We start from the raw sequence: 26,663 nt of genomic DNA, 5'->3' as shown, positions 1-26,663 counted from the left end.
ATATGAATCCGAATCAGTTTGAACGGGTTTGGGGGGAATTTAAGAAAGTTGCTTAACTGGGTGTGTCAATTTACTTGACCACCTCATTATTTCTCCTTTGGAATTTAAATAATCTACGCAATAACATCCTGTTTTGCTTGAGTTTCTTATAACAAAAGGTAACTCTTTATGATTGTTTAATAATAATTTGGATTTTTCTCTATCAAAGCCGGGGGTATCAATTTGAAATACACCTTCTGGTAACTTATAGAAATGAGTACTTAGAAAACTTTTAAGTTCATTTTGATAATCGGTGTTCGTTTTCGGTTTACTTTTTTTATCCTTACCTGACCAGATCATGATTGCTCTCTAAAAATTAAAGGAATATATATATTATAGCAATTATATTTGACTTTATTTGAGAACTGTCTCTCTGCTATTTGCATCAAATTAAATGTTACCGAAAGTGGTAATTCATAAAGTACAAGATCCAAATTGTGGTGAAGCTACCATTTGGGTAGCCCCAAAAGTGCAGTAAGACAAGATTTGAGAACTTTCTAATGTGTAGCTACTGAGTTAAAATCACCATAACCCTATCTACACCCCGTTAAAGAGCAAATGAATGAACACTGAAAAACTTTTTTCTTATGGAACACTTCGATACGAATCAGTCCAACTGGCTAATTTTGGCCGTAAATTGAATGGCATAAAGGACCAGTTACCTGGATTTGAGTTATCGATGATAGAAATTACTGATCCTGAGGTACTTGCCACTAGTGGAGAATCGTTTCATCCTATTATAACACCGACTGGTAACTCAACCGATTGTGTTGAAGGTATGGTCTTTGACATTAGTTCAGATGAACTAAGTCGCGCCGACTCCTATGAAGTTTCTGATTATAAGCGAATCGAAGTTAAGCTTGCTTCTGGAATATCTGCTTGGGTCTATGTGAGTGCTGCTCTTGAGGTATAAAAATATCAATAAATACCAAGAGTATGGTATTCATATCACTTAATCGCTATACTTTTGAATTATAAAATTAATGGATTAATTTTAATGAAAACAGAAAGTTACCTTATTGCTGGTACATTGGATTCATCAAACAATTTTATATTAAACGATGACAGCCTACAGTTTATCAGTAGTATCGAACGCTATGCCCGGTCCAGAAGAAAAGAGCTACTTCAAACTAGATCAAAAAGACAAGCAGACTTTGATCAAGGCATATTCCCGGATTTTTTGAAAGAAACCGCTAACCTTCGACAAAGCGATTGGGTTATATCTCCTGCCCCAGAAGATCTGCAAGATAGAAGAGTAGAAATTACTGGTCCAGTAAACCGAAAAATGATCATTAATGCCTTGAATAGTGGCGCAAAAACATTCATGGCTGATTTTGAGGATTCAAACTCCCCTACTTGGACCAATTGCCTTGAAGGACAACTAAATCTCTATGATGCCGTTCGCAAAACAATTAGCTACACAGACCCAGAAACTGGTAAAAAATATCAATTAAATAAAAATACAGCTGTTTTAATTGTACGCCCAAGGGGGTTACATCTTGATGAATGTCATGTGCACGTTGACGAAGAGCCGGTATCAGCCCCTATCTTTGACACCTTGCTCTATCTATATCACAATGCAAAGCAGTTAATTGAACAGGGAACCGCACCCTATTTTTACATTCCTAAAATTGAATCCCACCAAGAAGCTAGATGGTGGAATGACGTTTTCACAAAGGCAGAACAATATCTAAACTTACCGCATGGGACAATTAAAGTCACTGTATTAATTGAAACCATCACTGCCGTCTTTGAAATGAATGAAATAATTCATGAATTAAAGGATTATATTGTCGGCTTAAACTGTGGCCGCTGGGATTACATGTTTTCATTTATTAAAAAATTTCGCAACCATCCGCAATTTCTATTGCCCAATAGACAACAACTTACAATGACCTCTCATTTCTTGAAATCCTACGTCACTCTCTTAATTCACACCTGCCATAAGAGAGGCATTCATGCAATGGGTGGAATGGCAGCTCAGATCCCCATAAAGGGCGATGAAAAAGCAAATACCGAAGCAATGAACCTTGTTTATGCTGACAAATTACGTGAAGCTAGTATGGGCCATGATGGAACTTGGGTTGCTCACCCTGGCCTTATTCCAATTGCGCTCGAAGCCTTCAACAAAATTATGCCTCAAGCAAATCAACTATCTAAAATGGTAGATGCTTCTGAAGTTACGCAAAATGATTTACTAACAGTGCCTGAAGGAAATATTTCTGAACAAGGAGTACGAAGAAATATTTCAGTAGCTCTGCTATACCTAGAATCATGGCTAAATGGTAATGGATGTGTACCAATACATCATTTAATGGAAGATGCAGCAACAGCAGAAATATGCAGATCTCAATTATGGCAGTGGCTAAAATTCTCCGCTCCACTAAGCAATGGCTCAGTATTAGATGCATCGCTTTTAACTAAGCTCTTTAATGAAGAAGTTAATCTGCTTCTACAAGATAGAAAAAACGAAAAATCTATTCATGCGCTCAATCAAGCTAAAGAAATATTAGAAACATTAGTTTTCAACAATCAATTTAATGATTTTTTAACAACCGTAGCCTATCCCTATCTAATGAATGAAAGGACATCATCATGAGCAAATCAGGTCAAGTGAGTGAGTTAGCTAAAGAATGGAAAGAAAACTCCAGATGGTCCGGAGTTTTACGTCCTTATTCCGCAGAGGATGTAATCAAATTACGACCATCAATAAAAATTGAGTACACCCTTGCTCATCGTGGGGCTAACAAATTATGGAATTTGCTACAAGAAAAAGAACCTGTGACAGCATTAGGATGCTTAACAGGAAATCAGGCTATACAAGCCGTTCAAGCAGGAATGCAAGCAATATACTGTTCTGGATGGCAAGTTGCAGGTGATAATAATAGTGCTGGTCAAGTATACCCTGATCAAAGCCTTTATCCTGTTGATTCTGTTCCAAGATTAGTTGCAAATATTAATAATGCATTGCAAAGAACAGACGAAATCTATTGCCTAAATGACGACTACAGCATTGATTGGTACGCACCAATTATTGCTGATGCAGAAGCTGGATTTGGTGGAAATTTAAATGCATTTGAATTGATGAAGCACATGATCCGTTCTGGTGCTGCAGCAGTTCACTTTGAGGATCAGTTATCTTCTGCAAAAAAATGTGGGCATATGGGAGGAAAAGTGCTTATACCAACTGCAGAAGCAGTTCACAAGTTAATCTCTGCAAGGCTGGCTGCTGATATTGCAGAAGTTCCAACATTAATTATTGGTCGTACTGATGCTAATGGAGCTAATTTAATTACCAATGATTTTGATAATAATGATAGACAATTTCTAACTGGCAAACGGACGAAAGAGGGCTTTTTTTATGTCAAAGAAGGAATAGACCAAGCAATAAGCCGCGGACTTGCTTATGCACCCTACGCAGATCTAATCTGGTGTGAAACCTCTAAGCCAAATCTATCAGAAGCTCGTGAATTTGCTGATGCAATACACAGTAAATATCCTGGAAAATTATTGTGCTACAACTGCTCACCTTCATTTAACTGGCAGGCTAATTTGAATGAAAAGGATTTGAGAACATTCAGAGAGCAACTATTTGCAATGGGCTATAAATACCAATTTATTACCCTAGCTGGATGGCATAGTTTAAATTTAGGAATGTTTGAAATAGCCAAGAATTATCGTCAAGACGGAATGTATGCCTATTCTCAACTACAACAAAAGGAAATTTCGCAAGAACAATATGGATTTAGAGCAACTAAACACCAGGCGTTTGTAGGAACAGGTTATTTTGATGCCGTTCAAAACACAATTATGCAGGGACAAACTACAACAACTGCATTAGAAGGAAGCACAGAAAAAGAGCAATTTTACAAATAATTGTTTATACATCCCTCAGTCTACCTATTAGGACTGAGGGATGATTAGGAGCGATAACACTTCTTCATTGGCGATACACATCATTGCCGAACTAAGCGAAGGTTTATCCCTTTCAAACCTACTGATTTCGATGAACGATATGGGTTAATATCCAAACCACCGCGTCTTGTGTATCTCCCATATACCGTTAATTCAACAGGCTTGCAATAACGCATAATGTCTACATAAATGCGCTCAATGCACTGTTCATGAAATTCATTGTGGTTACGGAAGGATACTAAATACTTCAGTAAGCCTTCACGATTAATTTGATTGCCTTTGTACTGAATTTGTACCGAACCCCAATCAGGTTGATTGGTCACTAAACAATTTGATTTGAGTAAATTGGAATACAACGTTTCTTCTACTAATTCAGTTCCAACACTTAGGAACTCAGGATGTACAGTGTAAATTGAACACTCAATATCAAGTTCATCTATACACTCTCCCTTAAAATTCTTGTCTAGATGAGCAGTGGAGGAATTATCCAACATCAATAGCTTAACACTCACCGCTGATGCAATGGCCTTTTCTAAATCTTGTTGTACTATGGCTTTGACTTCAGAAGCTGAAGCAAATCGAGAGTTATTGAACGAATTAAAATAAAGCTTTAGGGATTTGGACTCAACTATATTTGGAGAGCTGCAATCATACGCAATTTCAGCTATGGCTACTTCAGGTTTACCCTTGGAATTCAACCAGGAAACCTCGTAATGATTCCAGTAGTCTAAGCCATAAAAAGGAATGTTCTGAGGATCGATTCCAATTTCCTGTCTTTTACCTGACCTTGAAATTGGAAACAGAAGGCTAGGATTATAGTCTTGATCATAAATAACTGTTTTGCCTAATGCTGAGTCATTCGCTTGCTCAAGGGTATTCTTTGATATCGAAGTGTCCATAGGGAGTATGATTTGAATTAAAAGCAGGTATTTTAGCACAGCTAGGAGAGCTTACCTATCAATGTTTCCTCATCTTTCCGCTCCCTTACGGTCGCGGCTCGGATTAGTATAGTGCTAACCGAGCCGCAACCGTAAGGGAGCGGATAAGATTGATATTGGGCCCCGTGGGGTCCTTCCCCTGGTTAATGTCATGGATTTAGATGTAGTTAAACAACGACAATCCCTGTATTCGCGCAAAACTCATTTGTGCAGCTTGTAAATTGATTAATTGCATATTCACTTCCGTTGCGACTTGAGTAGGATTGATTTCGCGTAGTTGTTTTAAAGTAATTTGACTTATCTCTAAATAATCATTGTTTGACTCATCCGCTAAATCCAACTGATTCAGACGAGCCCCAAGATCAGAGCGAACATCCACCAAGCGTCCAAGAGCGCTGTCTATTTGTGTTAATAGTTGATTGTTTTCTGTCTGGATAGCTGCTTTTTGTGTGGAGGTCGAGAATGGTTGATTTAAATTAGCGACAACTCGTTGTATGGTGGAAAAAATGGACTCATTCGATGCAGGGCTTATAGTAAATGCATCTCCTGCGTTAGGAGCTCCAGTTACAACCACTTGTGCGCCATTGAAACTTACAGTTCCACCATCTTGATACAAAGGAGCGTCGTCAGGAAGTCCTGTTGGAGGGATCACATTACCACTCGCCACGCCACTCACCATAACCACTAAATTGCCTTGGGTATTTAATGCAAAACTCATGGTGTACGTGTCTGGAGTGAAACCACCACTGACGGCCGTTCCTGCACTCACTGAAGCAGTTCCTGTATTAGTTGTGGCCGTTTGTTTGACAGTGAAAGTACCATTGCCATTGGGTATACGCATGAAGAGATTATCACCAGTATCGTTCGTGGCCACCTGTAAACTTTGGGTAACATTCTGATATCGTATCGTACTATCCCCATTATAAACGTATTGGCCCGCACCATTCAAAATGACTGGCTGAGTAGTAGTCATAGCACCACTAAACATGTAGCTTCCATTGCTGTCTTTAGTGTTTGCGAAATTAACCATTTCATTTAAGATAGTGTTCGCTTCGATACCAATCGCTTTCCTTGCATCTTCAGATAAGCTAGGATTTCCAGCTTGTAACTGAAGCTCTCGTAAACGCATCAAAGTATCTGTTGCATTTCCAATCGTCCCCTCCTCCAACTGCAAAGCACTTTGAGTCGTTTGACGATTTTTTTGCAATATTTCAGTTAAATTGACTCGTTGTTGAATTAATTCAATTTGTGCTGAAGCAAGAGGATCATCCGAAGGAGTTTGTACACGGATTCCGCTGGACAACTGTTGCTGTAAACTAGCCAATCGCTGTTCTTGGTTCATTAAATGCGATAAAGCACGCTGATATATCTGGTTGGTTGAAATACGCATTCATCACCTCATAATATCAAATAACATACTCATCATCTGGTTAGAAATTTCCAATAATTTACCAGTGGCTTCATAAGCTTGTTTAAACTTCAATAAATTAATGCCTTCCTCATCAACGTTCACACCGCTTTTCTTTTCCCATAAATCCAGAGCTTGTTGATGTAATACATCGGCAGATTCGAAACTAGTTTTAGCTTGACTAGTGCGAGTACCAATTTCAGACAATAAACCAGCGTAATTATCAAATAGCGTTTGGCTTCCACCAGAAAATATCTTGCTTTGCTGAATGTTGCTCAGATTTAGGCCATTTCCATTATCACCAAATCCACCCGTATTATAAGCAGCAGTAAACTGGTCTCCAGATTTAGGAATTCCAGACAGCACAACGGAATAGGATGGGGTAACTCCATTGGGTATCTGAACCGTATTATCGGCATTAGGTACGAAAGCAAAAGGTCCTGTAGTCACGCTATCTGTGACATTCACGAGGTTATATTGGGTATCAGAAATAAAATCGATTCTAAATTGTTTATTAACCACGTTTGTATTCACAATAGGCCCTAGCTTAATTTGCCCTTGGCCCGTATTACTTAATGATGCGCTTGTTTTTACCGGTGAAGCCATTGCAATTTCTTTAGGATCAGAAATTTGTAGGCTTAAGTCTTTGGCAGCTCCTCGTGTAGGAGTAAGCGTAAAGCTATCGTTGTCGGCTAAATTTCCTACATCATCAACAGAGATGGTCATTCCATCAAGCACGATTTGTCCTGCTGGTGGTGCAGGTGGAGTGTTAGTCCAGTTTAAGGTGGTGGATGTACCATCTGATTTACGAATGACGCGGATTTGATTGGTTGCTGCATTGGTAACAACCAACTCATAATCACTTAACTTGGTCTGTGAAACATCCGATATATTAACTGAAAGTACTCCGGTTCCCGTATTGTTTGTGGATGCAGTAGCACGATTAAGCATTAATGCTTGTGAATTAAAATCAGTAAAGAAATCTTTACCAATTTGGTTATTCATATCCATGCCTAATTTGTGTTGGGCATTAAACGTTTGTGAAAGTCCAATAGCCATCTGACCAATCAGTTGACTAGCTTGCCCAATGACGTTTTTCTCATAATCCATCAGCCCACCCAACATTCCAGATTGCAATCGGCCAGTTACATCTACTCTACCTGCAGAACCGTTACTTAAGTAAACTTTAGTACCAGTAATATTATCGCTATTAGTACCCACAACCATATCACGTTGATCCGCTCCTGAAACCAGCATATCTCCACTGGATAAACCAACGGTAATGGTTCCATCGCCCTGTTCTGTGATACTTAAATCACTGTATTGCGATAATTGCTTGAGTAAATCATCACGTTGATCTTGTAGTTCGGGTGCATTTTGATTACCCAATAATTGCACGTTGACTTCGGCAATCTGTTTGGTAATGCGATTGATGTCTTGCACTGCTGATCTAATTTGCGTAGTAGAATTTTGTTGATACTGATCCAATCTGGTTTGCAATGAATTAAATTGTTGTATTAAAGATTGGCTCTGTTTAATGACTATCCCTCTTGATGCAATATTGTCTGGCGCATCGTTAAGTTGCCCAAGTGAGCTAAAAAAAGTCTGTAATGAGGTAGAAATACTAGAACCATCTTGCGATAACAACTTGTCAATTTGCGATGCTTGATTGTAAAACGCCTCAAATTGTGTTCGATAACTTAAAGTGCCTCTAACCTGTGCATTAGCAAATTGATCAGTATTTCGATAAATAGAAGATACAGTAACCCCAGAACCAATGTATGAACCGATAAAGCTGTTAGGAGTCGTAGGGGCAAATTGAATAGATTGCCTGGTAAAGCCTTGTGTTCTGCTATTTACAATATTATTACCAGTAACATCCAATGCACGCTGAAATGCACTCAAACCGGAATAAGCAATATTTAATATGGACATAACCGTTTGCTCCCTATGCTCACCCTATCATGATGGCTCTGACAATTCACAACGTTTAATTGCTTGATTCAAATCCTCATCATGATAAATCGACAGAATCTTACTGCTGTAATTCGGATCGGTCGCATAACCTGCTTTATTGAGCTCCTGGATATAACGTTCAGGATTTGCTGAATTCGCTAAAGCGGTTTGATACCTCTCATTTCCTTTAATTAGTGAAATATAATCCTTAAAACTCTGCTCCACTGAAGGATATTTCCTGAAAGAAGCATTCACCTTAATAGGTGTATCGGCAATGTATTCAGTTGTTTTAATTTTGACCGATTCAAATTCGGTATTTGAGCCTGTTTTAATGTTAAATAAATTATTACTCGTTGAACCATCAGTATCTTTTGCTACGTATTTACCCCAACCAGTTTCTAAGGCTGCTTGAGCAACCAACAGCTTAGGATCTAAACCAATCACTGAAGCCGCTTGCTTTGCCATTGACCAAACTGATTTAACAAATCCATCAATTCCCGCAGTATTTGGATTTGTAGGCATGAGTTGTTTATTTTTCAATTCTGTTGGTGCTTGAGCATCATGAGTGGCTTGATTGGGGTCTACTGTTCTTTCCAATTGTTTTGCCAGCATTTCAGCTAAGCCTACACCTCTTGAATCAGCGATGTTACTCACGTACTGGGCATCAAGCATGTCTTGAAACGTTTCCTGATTTTTTCCACTAAATGGACTAGACTCATCCAGAAAGTGTTGACTCTGACGCATGCTTTTTAGCATGGACTGCAAAAATATCCCTTCAAACTGTTTGGCAACATCGGGCAAAGCCTCTTTGGCATTTTCCTTAGCCTGAACTTTTAGTTCATTTAACGCTTGAAAATCACTTGTAGCAATCCCTTGCACGCTCATTCTATTCACCTTATATCACTATGATTGTAGCACTTAATGCCCCCGCTTCCTGTAATGCTTCAAGTATAGCTATAACGTCCGCAGGTGTAGCTCCTACAGAGTTAATTCCTCGAACAATGTCCTTTAAGGTAACGCCCTTAGGCAATACAAACGCATGATTATTTTTCTGTTGAATACTCACTTGGGATTGTTCTGTTGAGACTGTTCTACCTCCAGCAAACGCATTCGGTTGGCTAATCACTGGTGTTTCGGTGATGCTCACCACCAAATTACCATGAGATACGGCTGCTGATTTGACAATCACATTCATTGAAATCACGATTGTACCCGTACGAGCATTAACGATAATCTTGGCCTTAGGCTCTCCAGGCTGGAACTCAATATTCTCAAGAACCGAAACATAATCAACCCGTTGTGACAATTGTTTTGGCGCTGTAACAACCACTGAACCAGCGTCAACAGCCTTGGCTGTTCCAGGCCCCATTAATTCATTAATGGCATCACACATTCGTTTTGCAGTCGTAAAATCTGGGTTAGATAGGTTATAGGTTAATGATTTTGAAAAATAAAATGGATTAGGTATGTCTGCTTCAACGGTGGCTCCATTAGGAATTCGTCCTCCACTAGGAACATTCACCGTCACACTGGAACCATCGCTTCCTGAAGCACTGACACCAGAGACCACCAGGTTTCCCTGAGCCATTGCATAAACGCGCCCATCAGCTCCCTTGAGAGGAGTCAGTAACAAAGTTCCACCCAACAAACTCTTAGAGTCACCAATGGATGAAATATTCACGTCCATGGTTTGGCCTTTTTTCATAAAGCTCGACAAATTGGCGGTCACCATTACAGCGGCTACGTTTTTAGAGTTTAATTTGGTACCGGCTGGTATATTAATTCCGAGTTGAACAAGCATATTGGCAAAGCTGTCTTCCGTAAATCGTGTTCCAGCTTTGTCTCCAGTTCCGTTTAAACCCACCACCAATCCGTAACCTATGAGTTGGTTAGTTCGAACCCCTGCTAGCGTTGCAATGTCCTTAATGCGCTCTGAATAACCCTGAGCGCTAAGAAGAATAAATCCTAATATAGTTGACACTACCAGCGTTCGTCGCATGATAATTCCTTGTATTGCACTAAACCAAACCCAAGATTAGGTTGGGAATAACGGCCCCCATAATATCCTCGACAGCCATCCCTGAGCGTTGGTATTGTTAATTTGTCCTGTTCCACCATAAGAAATACGCGCATCAGCTACTCTATCGGAAGTTATCGTATTGTCAGGCTTAATATCTCGTGGTCTAACGATTCCAGAAAGCTGCACGAACTCCCTTCCTTGATTAATTCGTATCCACTTTTCACCTTGAACAAGCATGTTTCCATTAGCAAGGACGCGTGTAACGGTGACTGAAATACTGCCAGCTAATCGGTTATTTTGAATAGACCTTCCATCTCCAGTGAATTGTCTTTGGTTATCCAGATCAAAGTCCATGCTATAACCACTTCCTAAAGAAATTGGACGACCCAAGAACAGTTTATTGGTGATTGTTTCGGTGTCGTTTTTCTTTTGTGTGGTTGTTGCATTTTGTTGTGCATCTGTTTTTTCCACCAATACTACGGTCAGAATATCACCTGCATGGCGTGCCCTTGGAGTTTCAAATAAAGGTAAAGCAGTCTCAACGTCATAAATTGCCCCACTTGCCCTACGAAGTTCCTTGGGATCAGGGTTCGAAGGATAAGTGGGGGCATAGTCAGGATTTTTTCCTGGTGCAGGTGGATTAATTGCCTCACACCCAACCAGAAAGGTGGCAGCTATAATACTTGACAACAAATTCAATCGATTCATAGCGCTAACTCACTTATAGAGTTTGTGTTAAGTATTGCAGCATGCTATCAACAGTTTGTATGCTTTTTGCTGTGATTTCATAACTTCGCTGCGCTTGAATCATGTTGACCAATTCTTCAACCACATTGACGTTGGATGCTTCAAGAGAGCCTTGTAAAATGCTGCCTAACCCTGAGTTTCCAGGTGTGTCAGTAACCGGAGTGCCACTTGCAGCAGTTTCAACGAATAAATTCTGACCTAATGGCTGCAATCCAGCCGGATTGATAAAATCGGTCAACTGAATATTTCCAATCGTAGTTGGTGCGTTACTACCTGCAACCAATGCACTTACTGTTCCATCGTTGCCAATGGTCACCCGAATGGTTTGAGCGGGAATGGTAATCCCAGGCTGTAGTGGATACCCATTACTGTTTACAAGTTGCCCGGTGTTGTCCGTTTTAAAGCTACCATCTCGGGTATAGGCTTGTGTTCCATCAGGCATTAACACCGTTAGGAAACCACGCCCTTCTATAGCCATGTCTAAAGCATTTTGAGTATTTTGAATGCTTCCTTGGGAAAATTGCTTTTCAGTGGCGGCCAAATGCACGCCTGTTCCCATGTTAATTCCAGTTGGAATTTGCGAGTTCTGCGATGATTGAGCCCCAGCTTGTCGTAGGTTTTGATAGATCAAATCTTCAAAAATGGCTCGTCCCTTTTTATAACCTGTTGTATTCACGTTAGCGAGGTTGTTAGCGATAGTGGCGATGTTTTGATCCTGGGCTTCCAAACCTGATTTACTCACCCATAATGCTGGTTCCATGGCCTTCTCCTGCAATTATTCTTATTATTATGATCTTAGTCCTGCAATAGCTGTGCCAATTTTTGTCCATTATCGTCTACAGTAGAGAGTATTTTCATGTGCGCATCAAACTCACGTCCAGCACTGATCATCGCAACCATCTGATCAATGGCCTTCACGTTACTTCCTTCAATGGCTCCACTTAATAGTCTGATATTGGAGTCGGGAGTTGCACCTCCGCCACTTTTTAATTCAATTAAACCCTCATTATTTTTAAACACATTGGTTTTGTCTAATTTAACTAACTTTATTCGATCCAATATTGCCAGACTTTTGACGTCACCATCTAAAGGAACAACAGTGATGGTTCCATCAGCTCCAATTTCAATCGATTTAGCAGGTGGAATAGAGATAGGACCTCCATCTCCCAATACAGGCCTGCCGGATGCGGTAATCAGTTGACCATTGACATCCAAACGCAAACTTCCACCTCGGGTGTAAGCCTCATGTCCATCTCTGCTTTGAACAGCCATCCACCCTTCCCCATCAATTGCCACGTCTAAATCACGCCCGGTGGGTATAATTTCACCGGGCGAGGTATCAACACCATTAGCAGTTTGCATAATGATGGACTGCGTTTGCAAATCATTCATGCCATTGGGTCCGGGCATATACATGGTTTGGGCCTGATACAAATCCGCTTTAAACCCTGGTGTGTTCACATTAGCCAAATTATTGGCAATCATGGCTTGTCTATCAAAATCCGCCCTACCACCAATAATCGCCTTATATAAAATCGGCTCCATGGCTTACCTCCTAACGAATATTAATAATCGTTTGTGTAATCGCATCACCGGTCCGAATGGTTTGTGCATTCGCTTGGAAATTACGCTGCGCACCGATAAGTTTTACCAACTCACTCGTTAGGTTGACGTTGGATTCTTCGAGATATCCGGAGTTAATGATTCCTAGCCCCCCTGAACCAGGTCCGCTAACAAGAGGTTGTCCTGAAGATATCGTTTCTGCCCAACTGGTATTTCCTAGGTTCTGCAAGCTTTCGGGATCCGCAAAATTGGCTAATTGTATTTGACCCATTGCTAGAGATTGTCCATTGGTATAACGGCCAAGTATGGTGCCATTTTTATCGATATCTAAACCAGCCAAACCACCGGTTGTATAACCATCATTGAAACTGGCTTGAACTGCAAATGGGCTTCCAAACTGTGTGCTGTTCGATAAATCGATATTAAGAGCCAATGGATTAGCTCCATTTCCAAAGTTATAGGCCAAGGGCACTAGATCATTCGGTAAAGCAGCGTTAGCAGTATCAAATGCTCCGGTGAATGAACCATCTCCAGCAAAAGTTACTCTGTATAAATTGGCTGTATTTCCTCCAGCCCCCACGGCTGGCACATCCTGATTATCAATTTGAAATGCAACATACCATTGGTTTTGAGTTCCAGGAGGAGATGCAGCGTTAGGTGCGCCCAAGACGGCACTGGAATCTGCGTGTATGAAAAACATACTCAACACATGTGAGTTTCCTAAGCTGTCATAGATGGTTGAAGAGCTCACATTATTATAAGTATCCGTTGCAGGGGTTGCGCCACCAGCCCAGTTTGCTGTTGGTGCTGTTGTTTTAGAATTCAAGTTAACACTCGTATTTGCAAGGCTACTGGCTCTTGGGGTGATGTTTGCGGTATTGATTTGAAGGTCTCCGCTTGCTCCAGTGATAACCCCAGAGCTGTCCGCGAGAAGTCCTGTTAATCGCTGACCACTTGCATTCACAATGTAGTTCTGATTGTCTAATTTAAACTGTCCAGCCCTGGAATAGACCATCGCACCTTGATCACTTAAAATAAAAAATCCGCTACCGTTTACCGCCAAATCAAGCGTGTTGTTTGTAGGATTTAAAGTACCGGTTGAGAATGATTGATGGACTCGGGAAAGTTGTACACCGCCACCAACTGAGTTACTTCCGGTGCCATAAGCACTGTAGGAGTAAATGTCAGCAAATTCCGCTCTCGACCCTTTAAATCCGACGGTGGCCGAGTTTGCAATATTGTTTCCTATGACCTCTAGGTCCTTTGTTGATGCTTGAATACCACTTAATGCTGTGTTGAAAACCATAATTGCCTCCTACCGTAGATTTATGGTCTCTTGCTAAGCAAAAGAGTACATCACCTTAAACTGTTATTTGCCTTATTTGATCCAGGGTCACTGAACCAATTCCAGCTAAATTCAATTTTAGCCCTTCACCATTTTGACCCAGGCTTACACTGTCAATGTTTGCAGTGGTCATGGTTTTGAGGGCAACTTCTTGACCGTCATAACGTCCTGTTACCTTGATGGTGTATTTTCCAGCAGCAACCCGCTGGTTATCTTGTCCAGTACCATCCCAACTGAATTGGTAAAAGCCTGATTCTGGTTGCCCTAAAGGTATTGTCTTAATTAATTCACCCGTAGAGGAGTAAACTGAGGCACTCAGATTGGAAAGACCAGGTACCATATCAATCCCTGCTTTAACGTCCCCTTCAGCACCTAAATTTAAAACATTGCTTTGGGCTAACACTTTTCTACCCACCAAGGCTGAAGCTTGTAATGCTTGATTCGATTGCAAGGAAGTAGCCAACTGTTCTAATGATTTTTGCATTTTCGTTATCCCATCATTCGTACTGAATTGAGCTAACTGTGACAAAAATTCGCCATTAGCCTGCGGCTGTAATGGATCCTGATTTTGCACTTGTGCAACCATTAATCTTAAAAAATCAGCCTGTCCTAAGTCCTTCGGTCCAGTATCCGTTTGGTTCAATCCTAAATTCGCTGCCGCACTTGAACCACTCACTGAATTAGTAGTCATTCCATTTCCCCTTATTCACCCATTTGCAAGGTTCGTTGCATCAGTTGCTTAGTAGTACTAAGAAGTTCAACGTTCATCTGATAAGATCGCGAGGCTGAAATAATATTAGCCATCTCTTCGACGTAATTAATATTCGCGGTATAAACAAAACCATCCTGATCTGCGACGGGGTTATCAGGTTCATATCTCTTTTTGGCATCTGCTTGGCTTTCATAAATGCCATCTAATTTCACCCCAGCTTTTATGTTTTCACCAATCCACTGATCTGCTCCCTCTTGTACGCTCTTAAAGACAGGATATTTTGCTTTATACACATCATCAGGATTCCCTGTTTCCACATTGGCATTACTCATATTACCTGCGCTGGTGGTTAATCTTGCAGTTTCTGCAGTCATGGCAGATGCTGCTATATCAAAAATTGAATTTAATGACATGATTATTCCCCTTTCAGTGCCACTAACATGGATCTAATTTTACTGTTTAAAAAACTTAGACTTGCCTGATAGTTTAGCGCATTTCTGGCAAACTCAGCGGTTTCCATATCCTTATCCACTGTGTTCCCATCAAGAGAAGTAGTTGATGGTGTTCTGTATTTTACCTGGCTCGAGAAATCGAGGTTGGTATTCATATGATTAGGAGAAGTCATTTCCAGTTGTTCTGGAGTTCCAGCCATGCTTGCTTCCAGAACTTCATTAAAATCCATATCTTGTGCCTTGTAATTAGGAGTATTCGCGTTTGCAATGTTATTAGCCAAAACGGATGCTCTTTGATCCCTAGCGACCAATGCTTTGGCATGAATTCCTAAGTATGAATCAAGATTAATAGCCATATTCACTCCTGTGATATTTCTATTTAATGCGAAGCAAACATTGTGCCAATACGCAAACAGTGCGAAAATAAGTTACACAAAACAGTATAGCAGTTTTGGAGAAAAGCATTATGCAAACATCCACCACACTTCCTATGAACGCCGTTGAACAAGTAAAAGAATACTTACTTCAGTTACAACTGAGCATTTGCAATGAGCTAGAAGCCCTCGATGGCAAAGCAACATTTAAAGAGGATGCTTGGCAACGCCCAGGAGGTGGAGGAGGAATAACTCGAGTCATTAGTAACGGAAACCTTTTCGAAAAGGGTGGCGTTAATTTTTCCCATGTCTGTGGTGAGCAATTACCTATTTCAGCAAGTGCCCATAGACCGGAGTTAGCAGGTAGAAACTTTACTGCTTTAGGAGTCTCTTTAGTCATCCATCCTAATAATCCATACATTCCGACAACGCATGCTAATGTGCGTTTTTTTATTGCTGAAAAAGAAGGAAGTCCTCCAGTTTGGTGGTTTGGTGGTGGTTTTGACTTAACACCTTATTATGGATTCATAGAAGACTGTGTCCACTGGCATCAGACAGCATTGAATGCGTGCTTACCCTTTGGTGAAGAAATTTATCCTAGATTTAAAAAATGGTGCGATGACTATTTCTTCCTGAAGCACCGAAATGAAGCTCGAGGAATTGGTGGCTTATTTTTTGATGATTTTAGTGAGGTCAGTTTTGAACATAGCTTTGGTCTGATGCAAAGCATTGGTAATCATTTTATTTCTGCCTATGCCCCTATTGTATCAAGACGTGCTCATCATGCATTTACTGCGTATGAGAAGGCTTTTCAACATTATCGCAGAGGCCGGTACGTTGAGTTTAATTTAATCTATGACCGAGGTACTCTATTTGGCCTGCAGTCAGGAGGAAGAACAGAATCTATTTTAATGTCGCTCCCACCCGCTGTAAGCTGGGAATACGATTGGCATCCGGAAAACGGAAGTGCGGAAGAAAAATTGTATACCGAATTTCTACCGGCACGTGATTGGATTTCTTAAACCAAGACTGACAAACCCAGCTGCACTTATATTTAACAAGCACAGAACTAAAAAGACTTGTGGAATAGTGATTTTGAGTTTTAATAGGCCCATGACTAATAGGGAGCCGAATACCATAAAGAGAGCATTATAAACGTTATTGGCAGCTATAGTTCTTGCCCTCTTACTCGGCGAACTTGCGACTTGTAAGTAGGTATACAACGGCACAACGAACAAACCAGCACAAAAAGCCAGCATAAAAAGATCGATTGCAATCCTCCAATGCTGAAAGTAATTAAAAAACTCACAGGTATTCATTAAATTAGCTTTCAATTCAGAGACTGGTGGTGATGCTAAATAGAGGTCAAAATTGAAAACTGAGAACGCTAACATAGCAAGCGGTACTCCTTTTAATCGAACACGTCCTTTTAAAATGCAATTAATCATTAATGAGCCGATAGCAATCCCTATTGAAAAAAGCGCTAAAAAAATCGCGAATACGGTTGTATTAGCTCCTAACACATAATGAGTATAATCGGGTAATTTCGTCATTAATACCGCGCCTATAAACCAAAACCAGGAAATGGTAAGAGTAGCCAACATAACGCCCTTTTTTTCATTCGCCTGCTGCAGCATAGCTAGAGTTGCGCGCCCAATATGATAATCAATAACAAATACATCATTTCTCACTGGATTGGATGGAATAAATAAACTTGAAATTAAGCCCATTCCTGCGGCACTTAAAGTCATGATAATTGCAAGATATGGAATTGCTTTGCTGGTTCCGATGGATAAGGTACCTAATGTAGTGCCTAGCAATATGGCTACAAAAGTGCTTGCCTCAATTAATCCTGTCGCTGCTAACAGGTCTTGTTTTGCAAGATGGTCAGGTAAGATTGCATATTTTATTGGGCCAAAAAAGGTGGAATGAATTCCCATACCCGTTAATGTAAGCATCATAAAAAAAATACTGCCTTTGCACATAGCGATTCCACCACAAATCATCAGCAAAACCTCTAGCACTTTTACCATCCTAGTTAAAAAAGCCTTATCGTACTTATCAGCAAATTGACCTGATGTCGCTGAGAAAAGAAAGAAAGGTAAAATAAATAAAGCCCCTGCAATGGCTTGATATTGCTCAGATTGTCCTTGTGAGGTGCTTAGCTGATAACTAATCATGGTAAGCATAGATAATTTATATGCATTGTCGTTAAATGCACCGAAAAACTGTGTGAGAAATAATGGCAAAAATGCTCTTCGCTTGAGTAAGTTAACAAAACCAGAGGCCATCAACGCTCCATGATTCTTAATTTAAAGACAAACAGAATATTGATGTATGCATGGATTGTAAATAAGTTCTTGAGAAAGGATTCAAAATATCCTTGGATCGCGGATCATTTGATCTTGTTTTACGCATTTAGAATTATTGAGAAACTATTTATATTCAATAAACACAAAACGATTTCATTTGATTACTCACTATGATTAAATACAGCACACTATACAAGTAACCAATCCTGGAGCAATTACATTGATTATTGAAGCTTATTCCTTTGATTTTGACGGCTGTTTTGCAAACTATGATTACATAAGCACTCCTGATAAAAATCGCAGCATCATTAAGTCAAACATGGATTTAATCCAGCATATAAAAAAAAGCAAAAACCCCAAAATTGTATTCATTGGCTCCAATAGACAATCACTATTAGATGATCGCGCCAACTCTACTGCAGACAACAGAGGCTCCTGCTACCTTGGACTACGTGACGTTTCCCGGAAAATTGGAGCCAAATTTAATTCATTTCTAATGGCTGATATCTACAACGATTTAAAGGAAGGAACTACCTTTGATCAAGCTTTAACATACATCAGTAAAAAAACTGGCTTATACAATGAAAAGAAAGTCTCTAAAGAACTCTCGAATTTCCCTAATTGGGTGCACGATGAAAGTAAGATGACGCTTATCTACGCCCAGATCCATCAATTAGCAATTGACCACCCTCATGATCAAATTCAATTTCATTTCATTGATGACAAAGAAGTATTGCTCAATGCTCTGCATGAATACTTCAATCAATTTCCAGAACTTATCCCTAAAAATGTGACCCTGAATTTAAAAACGTATACAGGTCCAACAGACAGAACAGGGAAACCAGTAGAGCAACTATTTAAAGCGTATAATCCGATCCAAGGAACTAGTGAAGTACCTGACTACGACTTTAGAAACAGTGTCAAAAATATGGCTGCAGTCGCCATTGAAAGTGAACCCTATGTATCCTCACAAAATTCACCGACCAATATTACCAACTTTGATGAGGCCAAAAAATATCATTTCGATATCTCAGCGATCAATGTCCTTAAACACTACAAACCAGGCATGACACCTAAATTTCCCGCTGATGATACAACGATTACAACAAAAAAAGGGAAAGAGCCGCACATGGTTAAAACGACAAAATTGAGTTTATTTCAACAAGGTTATTCTGAATCAAAAAGATCTTCCTCAAATAATTCTTTACAAGAATCGCGTCCTAAGAGTGATCTTACTCAAGAATCTACAGAAATAAGCTATGATCAACCAAAATTAAGACCCTGGTACCAAGTTTTCGATAACTCCTTATTTTTCAATAGAAAAGCGCTTAATGAGCCGTTGGAAAAACACGAAATGCCTAACAATTCAACTCCAGATCATAGTTAAATATCATCTGATAAACCTCCACTAATGCGGAGGTTTTCTAGCCAGGTCTACGATGTATTTTTTATGTAGGAATGCTAATTATTCGGTAGCCAGTACCACATCCTGTGCTTTCAAGCCTTTTGGACCTTTATCAAGTACAAAAGTGACAGGATCATTTTCATGCAGTGTTTTGAATCCTACACCTTGAATATCTTTGTAGTGTACAAAAATATCCTCGCCTTGTTGGTTAACAATAAATCCAAATCCTTTTTTTTCATTAAACCATTTAACGTGGCCTGTCTCTCTGTCCTGCATTAGCTCTTCCCCTTGACTTACACGAATTTATAAAAATTTAACGATGGGTGCTATTCCTCTCCATCCAAAGGGAATGAAGTCACCAATCCTATGCGGGTGATTCAATACAAATAATTAAACTAGAAGTGTTTAACTATGCTTCAGCGTCATTGAAAAGTATAAAATTCATACACGCTCGGCTAAAGTAAATTTTAAACGCAGTCAGTAGTGAAAAAAATAACACTAAAATTAAGTTTCTACGTTATAATCAACTTATTTGCATGTAAAGCGAATCCCCTGCAACTATTAAGCATATCAGTTTTTTGTTGATTGTTAAGAAGTTTTTTTAAAAAAAACGTTAATTTCCAATAAATTATATTTAAAGGGAAGCAGTATGAACCAGACAAAATCATCTTTTATAAAATTAGCACTAGAATGCCAAGTTCTTAAGTTTGGAGAATTTACATTAAAGTCTGGAAGACTTAGTCCTTACTTCTTTAATGCCGGTTTATTCCATCAAGGTGAATCACTCCGAAAGCTTGGTCAATTCTACGCAAAAACGCTGCTCGAACAAGAGGTGGAGTTTGAGCATTTATTTGGCCCCGCTTATAAGGGGATCCCTTTGGCTACAGCTACTGCGGTTGCTCTTGCTGAACTGGGAAAAAACATTACTGTGACCTTTAATCGCAAAGAAGCTAAAACTCATGGTGAAGGTGGACAACTAATTGGCTCTCCCCTTCACGGTAAAACTTTAATTATTGATGATGTCATTACAGCTGGTACGGCCTTTAGAGAATCTCAAACCTTGATCAATAACAATGGCGGAATTCTTTCGTCCGTTATCATTGCACTCGATCGATGTGAACGCGGTTTAACGGATAAATCTGCTATTTCTGAAATTCGTGATCAAGGAATAGATGTGTACTCCATCATTAATCTATTCGATTTGATAGAGTACTTAAAATCGATCAGGCAGGATGAACAAGTGAAAAAATTAGAGGCCTATCAAGAATTGTATGGGGGTTGAGATATCGGCCTTTTTTTGAAATAAGTTTCTGTTCCAGTTTGAAATATAAGTAGGTATGGGTACGTCCCCACTGTAGGAAGAGAGACGGACCCAAGTGGGGTCCATCCCCTTGTATATTAGTCCCCTTGTATATTATTTGAAATAAGTTTCTGTTCCATTCTGAAATATAAGTAGGTATGGTAGGTATCGGGACAGACCCTGAGGGATTGACGCATTTTTTAAATGGGGCATTTATACCAAAAGTCGGGCGCTTCGCCGAATGGCGTGTGCCTTAAGCGGGGTCATTAGGTTTGTCTATAAGGCGTGCATCGGTCCGCTTGCTGACGCGCGCGGCTCGGTTCCTTCTTTCTGTCTGAATCAAATCCTAGTCACCGCAGGGAGTAAACCGAGCCGCGCGCGTAAGCAAGCGGATACGGAGCTAACTGCTTTCACGAATAACGCTGCTAAGGCATCGCCATTCGGCGAAGCGCCGGACCTACGCTTACTGACCATCAGAGAAGAGATTCGTTGGGGCACTATAATAGGTGTCGATTCCTTAGTGACGGACCACCCCACTGGGGTCCGTCCCCTTTTATATTTTCAGTCTTTCTATTCGTAAACAGTGTGGACTAATTATTAGTCCCTTCCTTTTCCCTTAACTCGAGCCAGACTGCGTTTACCACTGCAAACACACAGGCAAAGCCAGTGCCTAAAATCCAAGAAAAATACCACATGGTTTCACCTCCTAATACGCTGTATCTAACTCTGCTTTCACAGTCTTCTCAGTTACTTTGCCTCTCAAAACTCGATAAACCCAGGCTGTATAAGCCAAAACGATGGGTAAAAAGATTACTGTTGCTACAAGCATGATAAATAGAGTGACATGACTAGACGAGCTATCCCACACTATTAAGCTAAATTTTGGGTTTGTGGAGGAAGGTAATATAAAAGGAAACATACTAACCCCAACCGTTGCAATCACTGTGCTTACGCTTAACCCACTAAAAATAAAAGCGACTACTGCCTTCCTTGCCAAAACAATGGCTAGGAATGAGGCTACCAATGACACAATTGGTACTGCCATACTGATTGGAAAATCATGATAATTATTAAACCATGCTCCAGCTTGAATCAATGCCTCCTTATAAGTAGGATTTGATGGGCCATCATGAGGAACTATACTTTGAAGCACATAGCCATTAACTCCATAATAAGTCCAGAAACCAAGCCCCACAAACAAAAGCATGACTAGTAAAGCGCTAAATCTTGCACAATTCAAAGCCCTTTCTTGCAAAACACCCTCAGTTTTAACTTGCAGAAAAAATGCACCATGCATCGCTAACATCAATACAGACAATACACCACATGTTAAAGCAAACGGATTTAATAATTCAAAAAAACCACCCGTGTAAAATACTCTTAAACTGTCATCAAAATGGAAAGGCACACCTTGAATAACATTGCCCACGGCTACACCAAAGATTAAGGCGGGGACAAATCCACCAATAAATAAAGCCCAATCCCACATACTTCGCCATAATTTATTGTCTAATTTTGACCGGTATTTAAAACCAACAGGTCGCAAAATAAGAGCTAACAAAACGACCAGCATTGCCAAATAGAATCCTGAAAACGACAATGCATAGAGAGTAGGCCAGGCTGCAAATATTGCACCCCCACCTAAAATAAACCAAACTTGATTGCCCTCCCAAGTAGGGCCAATGCTATTGATCATCACTCTCCTTTCAAGATCATTCTTTCCTAACCAGGGCAGCCACATGGCAACTCCAAGATCGAAACCATCCATAACGGCAAAGCCAATCAATAATACGCCTATTAATAGCCACCAAATTACTCTCAGTGTTTCATAGTCTAAAGGCATTTGATTCTCCTAGTATTTATGATTCAGGCCATCTGGGCCAAGACGAATGTACTTCACCATTAGGTACAACTCAACGATGGCTAGAACGGAATAAAATAAGACAAAACCAGCAATGGACGTCATCACTTGTCCTGGTGTTAGTGCAGAAGCCCCCATAAAGGTAGGTAAAATGCCCTCAACGACCCAAGGTTGACGACCATACTCTGCTACTACCCATCCCAATTCAGCAGCTAGCCAAGGCAGTGGTAACGAGTAAAATGCAATTCGATGATACCACTTGGTTTTTTCCAATTTATGCCTAACGGATAAATAAAAACCAGTTGCAAACAGCAGAATAAAATAAAGACCACATGCCACCATAATTCTGAATGAAAAGAACATGGGTAATACTTTAGGTTTTAAATCTTGTGCCGCACTATTAATCTGATCTTCAGTAGCATCAGTTACATTTTCTGTGTATTTTTTTAAGAGCAACGCATAACCAAGATTATTTTGGTGTTTCTCCAAGGTCTCCTTGGCATTTTCATTTTTAGGATCTTTTTGTAATATTTTTAGCGCGTCATAAGCAATTATTCCATCTTTAATGCGTCCTTTACCTTCTTCAATAAGCTCACTTATACCACTTAATGGAGTGTTGAAAGAACGAGTTGCAATGATCCCTAACACGTAAGGAATATCAACGGCATACTTTGTGGTTTGATTTTTTTCATCTGGAATGCCAAAAACAGTCATGCTGGCTGGGGCTTTTTCAGTCGTCCACATGGCTTCCATTGCAGCTATCTTCATCTTTTGGTTTTCATTTGCAACATACCCACTTTCATCTCCGAGCACCACAACCGATAAAGCGGAAGCTAAACCGAAGGAGACTGCGACAGTCATTGAACGTTTTGCAAAGGGAAGATTTCTACCTCTTAAAAGGAAATACGCGCTAATTGATAAGACAAACATTGCACCAGTTACATAACCTGCACTGATGGTGTGTACAAATTTAGCTTGAGCAACGGGATTAAATAGCATGTCGTAAAAACTGCTAACCTCCATTCGCATAGTTTGATAATCAAAATAAGCGCCAACCGGATTTTGCATCCAACCATTGGCAATTAAAATCCACAAAGCAGACAGATTCGTTCCTAATGCCAATAACCAGGTACAGGTCAGATGCTGCAGCTTAGATAATTTGTTCCAGCCAAAGAAAAACAAGCCTACAAAGGTAGCCTCAAGAAAAAATGCCATTAAGCCTTCGATCGCCAAAGGGGCTCCAAAAACGTCTCCCACATAATGCGAGTAATAGGCCCAGTTCGTGCCAAACTGGAATTCCATGGTCAGGCCAGTCGCGACCCCGAGTACAAAGTTAATACCAAATAATACTCCCCAATATTTAACCATCTGTCGCCATATGTCCTTTCCTGTCATGACATAAACCGTTTCCATAATGGCCAACATAACCGAGAAACCTAAAGTTAAAGGAACAAATAAAAAGTGATACAGTGCAGTTAATGCAAATTGTAATCTTGATAAATCAACAACTTCTGCTGCTGGAATCATAAAACTACCTCTTATTAATGGAGTTTAATTCGGCTGGTTCATTTTTTCCTAAGAACCATTCTTTACTACTGGATAACTCGGGATGCATTTCCCTAACGCAGAAATACCAAAGTAAAAAAAGCAATACCAGTTTAACCATAACGGTAATGACTATGTCTTTGGTGATTGTTTTCATTGTTATTTCCTAAAACTTATCAGTAGCAAAAGCAAGTAATACTTTATCAGAATTAAATTAAATTTTCACTAAGTTGTTGACAATGCTAAAGATAATCATTATCATTAAGTTTATTGTTATAACGCGCTAATACATTATTATGAAAATACATGGATCTTTCAAGAGTTCTGCGTTACCTGAGTTAATGCATGCCATTAGTTTGATTAATACTCCTGAGGAGGCCATGCAGTTTTTCTTGGATTTATGCACTCCTGCTGAATTGGAATCGATGGCAGATCGTTGGCAAGTCATTCCATTGCTTAGACAAGGAATGCCCTATAGAACAATTCATGAACAAACTGGGGTGAGTGTAACAACCATTACCCGTGTAGCACGATGCTTAAGTTTTGGAACAGGAGGTTATCGCTTAATAGCCGATAGATTGGAGAAGTTGTGAATAGTCGTTTACGTTTAGCATTACAAAAAAAAGGTCGATTAGCCGATGAATCCTTAAAGCTTTTAAATCGCTGTGGTTTACAATTTCGGGTCAAACCTAATGCCCTTCTCACTCATGTTGAAAATTTTCCAATTGATTTATTGTTCGTACGTGATGATGACATTCCAACTCTAGTATTTGACCAATTATGCGATGGAGGGATTGTTGGTGAAAATGTTTTATTAGAGTCAGCTATGCGCTCTAATAACAACAGTTATTCTTATTTATTGTCATTAGGAAGTTGCACTTGTCGATTATCCATCGCTATTCCAGAAGCATTTAATTTTTTAGGACCAGGAAGCCTTGATGGAAAACGCATTGCCACAAGCTATCCCAATCTCCTCAATCGATATTTGCAAGATCGACGGATTACTGCAGAAATTTTAACTCTATCAGGTTCAGTAGAAGTAGCCCCTAGAATGGGAATGGCTGATGCCATCTGTGATTTGATTTCGACTGGACAAACTCTTGAAGAAAATAAGCTGATTGAGGTGGATACCGTTCTTATAAGCCAAGCTGTGTTTATTAAAACCCAAACTCCTATTAGTTCCAACAAAGAAGAATTATTTTCCATGCTTGCTCGAAGAATTCAAGCAGTGCAACAAGCCCAAGAACGAAAATACATTGTTTTTCATGCACCAAAATCAGCGCTACAGACTATAGCCATGAATTTGCCAGGAGCAGAATCTCCTACCATTCTTCCCCTTCCGGGAAATTTAGATAAAGTAGCTGTGCATGTTGTTTCTACAGAGAGAGTATTTTGGAATACCCTAGAAACGATACAAAGCCTAGGTGCCAGTTCAATTTTGGTTTTACCTATCGAGAAGATGTTGGAGTAAGCATTATGTTAGCAATCATAAATTGGAGTGCTCTGTCTACAACAGAACAAATGAACTGTCTTAAAAGAAACCGACAAAAAGGATCTGTCACTCACTTGGTGCAGAAAACGATACATCAGGTACAACAACAGGGTGACCAGGCACTGTATGACTTAACGAGAGATCTAGATAAAGTTCAGCTCTCTAGCCTTAAAGTCCCTGATGAACACTTACAAAATGCACGCACTAACCAAAAGTCATTGGATGCAATCAATAAAGCAATAGAAACGATTAGTATTTACCACCAATCAATGGTTCCTGAGCCCAGCTCTGTGTGCACATATAGAGGTATTCATATAAGAACTGAGTACAGACCCATTCAAAAAATTGGACTGTATATCCCCGGTGGGAATAATACGCCACTCGTATCTTCTATTCTAATGCAGGCAATCCCTGCCCGTATAGCCGGTTGCCCCATTAAAGTACTTTGTACACCACCAAATTCCTCTGGAGAAATTGATCCCATTTTACTTGTAACGGCTAGATTGTGTGGAATTGAAACCATTTACTCCATAGGCGGGGCCCAAGCAATTGCAGCAATGGCTTATGGCACGGACACCGTGATTAAAGTGGATAAAATATTTGGGCCTGGAAATGCCTATGTCACTGAAGCAAAATCAATTGTTAGTAGGGATCCCGAAGGAGCTGCGATAGATATGCCTGCAGGTCCCTCCGAACTAATGATTTTTGCTGATTCAGAGGCAAATCCTGCCTTTATTGCTGCTGACTTATTGGCTCAAGCTGAACATGGCCCTGACTCTCAAGTCATTTTGCTGTGTGAAACAAGATTACTTGCAGAACAAGTGAATCAACAAATCAATGAACAACTGATTCCATTACATAGGTCTCAATTTATCAAACAATCCCTAAGAGACAGCCGGATACTAGTATGCACTGATCCACAAGAGCAAATTAAGGTTATCAATGACTACGCTCCTGAACACCTCATTATTAATCGCAAGGATGCAGAGATCTGGGTCAATAAAATAACAGCGGTTGGGACAATCTTTCTGGGCCCATGGTCTGCTGAAGCAATGGGAGATTACATCACTGGAAGCAATCATGTTTTGCCAACCAATGGATTTGCTAGAAATCATAATGGTTTGAACACCATGGATTTCATGACTCGCTTTACAGTACAGGAGGTATTCAGAGAAGGAGTCCAGCAATTGGGGCCTTACGCTTTGACCCTTGCTGAATTGGAGGGCTTAGATGCTCATGCCAATTCCATCTCCATCAGACTTACTCAATAGGAGGAATG

At 40.0% G+C, this 26,663-nt stretch carries 28 protein-coding genes; 9 read left to right on the top strand and 19 right to left on the bottom strand.

All coding sequences use genetic code 11. From position 1 onward, the window contains the following. Positions 1-39: 39 nt before the first annotated feature. Positions 40-339 carry a hypothetical protein gene (locus Lwal_RS02285; protein ID WP_058479318.1) on the bottom strand — a complete coding sequence of 100 codons (300 nt, stop codon included), beginning with the start codon at positions 337-339 and terminating at the stop codon, positions 40-42. A gap of 262 nt (positions 340-601) precedes the next feature. On the opposite strand from Lwal_RS02285, the gene Lwal_RS02280 reads away from it, so the two are divergent. From Lwal_RS02280 to aceA, 3 genes are all read left to right on the top strand, one after another. Next, complete coding sequence (locus tag Lwal_RS02280) at positions 602-952, top strand: gamma-glutamylcyclotransferase family protein (RefSeq protein ID WP_058479317.1); 351 nt, start codon at positions 602-604, stop codon at positions 950-952. Between the two features lie 84 nt (positions 953-1,036). Next, entirely contained in the window at positions 1,037-2,638 is a 1,602-nt protein-coding gene (gene aceB, locus Lwal_RS02275) for a malate synthase A (RefSeq protein ID WP_058479316.1), read from the top strand. Then, positions 2,635-3,915, top strand: coding sequence for an isocitrate lyase (aceA, locus tag Lwal_RS02270; protein WP_058479315.1), 1,281 nt, complete (start codon positions 2,635-2,637; stop codon positions 3,913-3,915). The genes aceB and aceA overlap by 4 nt, the downstream gene beginning before the upstream one ends. An 80-nt stretch (positions 3,916-3,995) precedes the next feature. Here the strand turns inward: aceA and queF are convergent, their stop codons facing one another. The 12 genes from queF to flgB form a co-directional block, all read right to left on the bottom strand. Further along, a complete protein-coding gene (gene queF, locus Lwal_RS02265; protein WP_058479320.1) occupies positions 3,996-4,853 on the bottom strand; it encodes an NADPH-dependent 7-cyano-7-deazaguanine reductase QueF in 858 nt (285 codons plus the stop codon). A gap of 196 nt (positions 4,854-5,049) precedes the next feature. Beyond that, positions 5,050-6,282: a flagellar hook-associated protein FlgL gene (gene flgL / locus Lwal_RS02260; RefSeq protein ID WP_058479314.1), complete on the bottom strand. Its 1,233-nt coding sequence runs from the start codon at positions 6,280-6,282 to the stop codon at positions 5,050-5,052. A gap of 3 nt (positions 6,283-6,285) precedes the next feature. Next, positions 6,286-8,235: a flagellar hook-associated protein FlgK gene (gene flgK / locus Lwal_RS02255; RefSeq protein ID WP_058479313.1), complete on the bottom strand. Its 1,950-nt coding sequence runs from the start codon at positions 8,233-8,235 to the stop codon at positions 6,286-6,288. A 27-nt stretch (positions 8,236-8,262) separates the two neighbouring features. Then, on the bottom strand, positions 8,263-9,141 hold the full coding sequence (locus Lwal_RS02250) for a glucosaminidase domain-containing protein (RefSeq protein WP_058479312.1): 879 nt from the start codon (positions 9,139-9,141) through the stop codon (positions 8,263-8,265). Between the two features lie 10 nt (positions 9,142-9,151). Next, positions 9,152-10,255, bottom strand: coding sequence for a flagellar basal body P-ring protein FlgI (locus tag Lwal_RS02245; RefSeq protein ID WP_058479311.1), 1,104 nt, complete (start codon positions 10,253-10,255; stop codon positions 9,152-9,154). 36 nt (positions 10,256-10,291) lie between these two features. Next, positions 10,292-10,984: a flagellar basal body L-ring protein FlgH gene (locus Lwal_RS02240; protein WP_058479310.1), complete on the bottom strand. Its 693-nt coding sequence runs from the start codon at positions 10,982-10,984 to the stop codon at positions 10,292-10,294. Between the two features lie 13 nt (positions 10,985-10,997). Then, the gene (flgG, locus tag Lwal_RS02235; protein WP_058479309.1) at positions 10,998-11,783 is read right to left on the bottom strand and encodes a flagellar basal-body rod protein FlgG; all 786 of its coding nucleotides are present in this window, start codon (positions 11,781-11,783) and stop codon (positions 10,998-11,000) included. A 35-nt stretch (positions 11,784-11,818) separates the two neighbouring features. Then, positions 11,819-12,568, bottom strand: a complete 750-nt coding sequence (gene flgF, locus Lwal_RS02230; protein WP_058479308.1) for a flagellar basal-body rod protein FlgF — start codon at positions 12,566-12,568, stop codon at positions 11,819-11,821. A gap of 10 nt (positions 12,569-12,578) precedes the next feature. Beyond that, a complete protein-coding gene (gene flgE, locus Lwal_RS02225; RefSeq protein ID WP_058479307.1) occupies positions 12,579-13,892 on the bottom strand; it encodes a flagellar hook protein FlgE in 1,314 nt (437 codons plus the stop codon). Positions 13,893-13,947: 55 nt separating this feature from the next. Further along, positions 13,948-14,622 carry a flagellar hook assembly protein FlgD gene (locus tag Lwal_RS02220; protein ID WP_058479306.1) on the bottom strand — a complete coding sequence of 225 codons (675 nt, stop codon included), beginning with the start codon at positions 14,620-14,622 and terminating at the stop codon, positions 13,948-13,950. A gap of 11 nt (positions 14,623-14,633) precedes the next feature. Then, complete coding sequence (gene flgC, locus Lwal_RS02215) at positions 14,634-15,056, bottom strand: flagellar basal body rod protein FlgC (RefSeq protein ID WP_058479305.1); 423 nt, start codon at positions 15,054-15,056, stop codon at positions 14,634-14,636. Between the two features lie 2 nt (positions 15,057-15,058). Next, entirely contained in the window at positions 15,059-15,451 is a 393-nt protein-coding gene (gene flgB / locus Lwal_RS02210; protein WP_058479304.1) for a flagellar basal body rod protein FlgB, read from the bottom strand. 110 nt (positions 15,452-15,561) lie between these two features. Here flgB and hemF point away from each other — a divergent pair, with 110 nt between their 5' ends. After that, on the top strand, positions 15,562-16,491 hold the full coding sequence (gene hemF / locus Lwal_RS02205) for an oxygen-dependent coproporphyrinogen oxidase (protein WP_058479303.1): 930 nt from the start codon (positions 15,562-15,564) through the stop codon (positions 16,489-16,491). Here hemF and Lwal_RS02200 read toward each other — a convergent pair. Beyond that, positions 16,465-17,760 carry an MFS transporter gene (locus Lwal_RS02200; RefSeq protein ID WP_058479302.1) on the bottom strand — a complete coding sequence of 432 codons (1,296 nt, stop codon included), beginning with the start codon at positions 17,758-17,760 and terminating at the stop codon, positions 16,465-16,467. The two genes, hemF and Lwal_RS02200, sit on opposite strands and share 27 nt — an antisense overlap. A 241-nt stretch (positions 17,761-18,001) precedes the next feature. Between Lwal_RS02200 and Lwal_RS02195 the strand changes: the two genes are divergently transcribed. Further along, complete coding sequence (locus tag Lwal_RS02195; protein WP_058479301.1) at positions 18,002-19,168, top strand: hypothetical protein; 1,167 nt, start codon at positions 18,002-18,004, stop codon at positions 19,166-19,168. A gap of 78 nt (positions 19,169-19,246) precedes the next feature. Here Lwal_RS02195 and Lwal_RS02190 read toward each other — a convergent pair whose 3' ends face one another. Then, the gene (locus Lwal_RS02190; protein WP_058479300.1) at positions 19,247-19,462 is read right to left on the bottom strand and encodes a cold-shock protein; all 216 of its coding nucleotides are present in this window, start codon (positions 19,460-19,462) and stop codon (positions 19,247-19,249) included. Positions 19,463-19,835: 373 nt separating this feature from the next. Here Lwal_RS02190 and pyrE point away from each other — a divergent pair, with 373 nt between their 5' ends. Then, entirely contained in the window at positions 19,836-20,468 is a 633-nt protein-coding gene (gene pyrE / locus Lwal_RS02185) for an orotate phosphoribosyltransferase (RefSeq protein ID WP_058479299.1), read from the top strand. Between the two features lie 608 nt (positions 20,469-21,076). Here pyrE and cydX read toward each other — a convergent pair. The 4 genes from cydX to cydP are packed head-to-tail and all read right to left on the bottom strand — an operon-like array spanning position 21,077 to position 24,049. Continuing rightward, positions 21,077-21,181, bottom strand: a complete 105-nt coding sequence (cydX, locus tag Lwal_RS16750; RefSeq protein WP_065235636.1) for a cytochrome bd-I oxidase subunit CydX — start codon at positions 21,179-21,181, stop codon at positions 21,077-21,079. 11 nt (positions 21,182-21,192) lie between these two features. Then, entirely contained in the window at positions 21,193-22,329 is a 1,137-nt protein-coding gene (gene cydB / locus Lwal_RS02175) for a cytochrome d ubiquinol oxidase subunit II (protein ID WP_058479297.1), read from the bottom strand. Between the two features lie 9 nt (positions 22,330-22,338). Continuing rightward, complete coding sequence (locus Lwal_RS02170; RefSeq protein WP_058479296.1) at positions 22,339-23,874, bottom strand: cytochrome ubiquinol oxidase subunit I; 1,536 nt, start codon at positions 23,872-23,874, stop codon at positions 22,339-22,341. 4 nt (positions 23,875-23,878) lie between these two features. After that, a complete protein-coding gene (gene cydP / locus Lwal_RS17590) occupies positions 23,879-24,049 on the bottom strand; it encodes a cytochrome oxidase putative small subunit CydP (RefSeq protein WP_165481838.1) in 171 nt (56 codons plus the stop codon). 139 nt (positions 24,050-24,188) lie between these two features. Between cydP and Lwal_RS02165 the strand changes: the two genes are divergently transcribed. From Lwal_RS02165 to hisD, 3 genes are read left to right on the top strand one after another with little or no spacing between them, the layout of a single operon-like run. Next, entirely contained in the window at positions 24,189-24,485 is a 297-nt protein-coding gene (locus Lwal_RS02165; RefSeq protein ID WP_058479295.1) for a YerC/YecD family TrpR-related protein, read from the top strand. Then, positions 24,482-25,363, top strand: a complete 882-nt coding sequence (hisG, locus tag Lwal_RS02160) for an ATP phosphoribosyltransferase (RefSeq protein ID WP_058479294.1) — start codon at positions 24,482-24,484, stop codon at positions 25,361-25,363. The genes Lwal_RS02165 and hisG overlap by 4 nt, the downstream gene beginning before the upstream one ends. 5 nt (positions 25,364-25,368) lie before the next feature. Then, positions 25,369-26,655 (top strand): histidinol dehydrogenase, encoded by a 1,287-nt coding sequence (gene hisD, locus Lwal_RS02155; protein ID WP_058479293.1) that lies wholly within the window; start codon positions 25,369-25,371, stop codon positions 26,653-26,655. The last annotated feature ends 8 nt before the right edge of the window (positions 26,656-26,663 follow it).

Origin of the sequence: Legionella waltersii (assembly GCF_001468085.1) — a bacterium.
GTDB classification, from domain to species: Bacteria; Pseudomonadota; Gammaproteobacteria; order Legionellales; family Legionellaceae; genus Legionella; species Legionella waltersii.
Note: the sequence above shows the minus strand (reverse complement) of the source record. Positions and strands in the feature narration are given on the sequence as shown.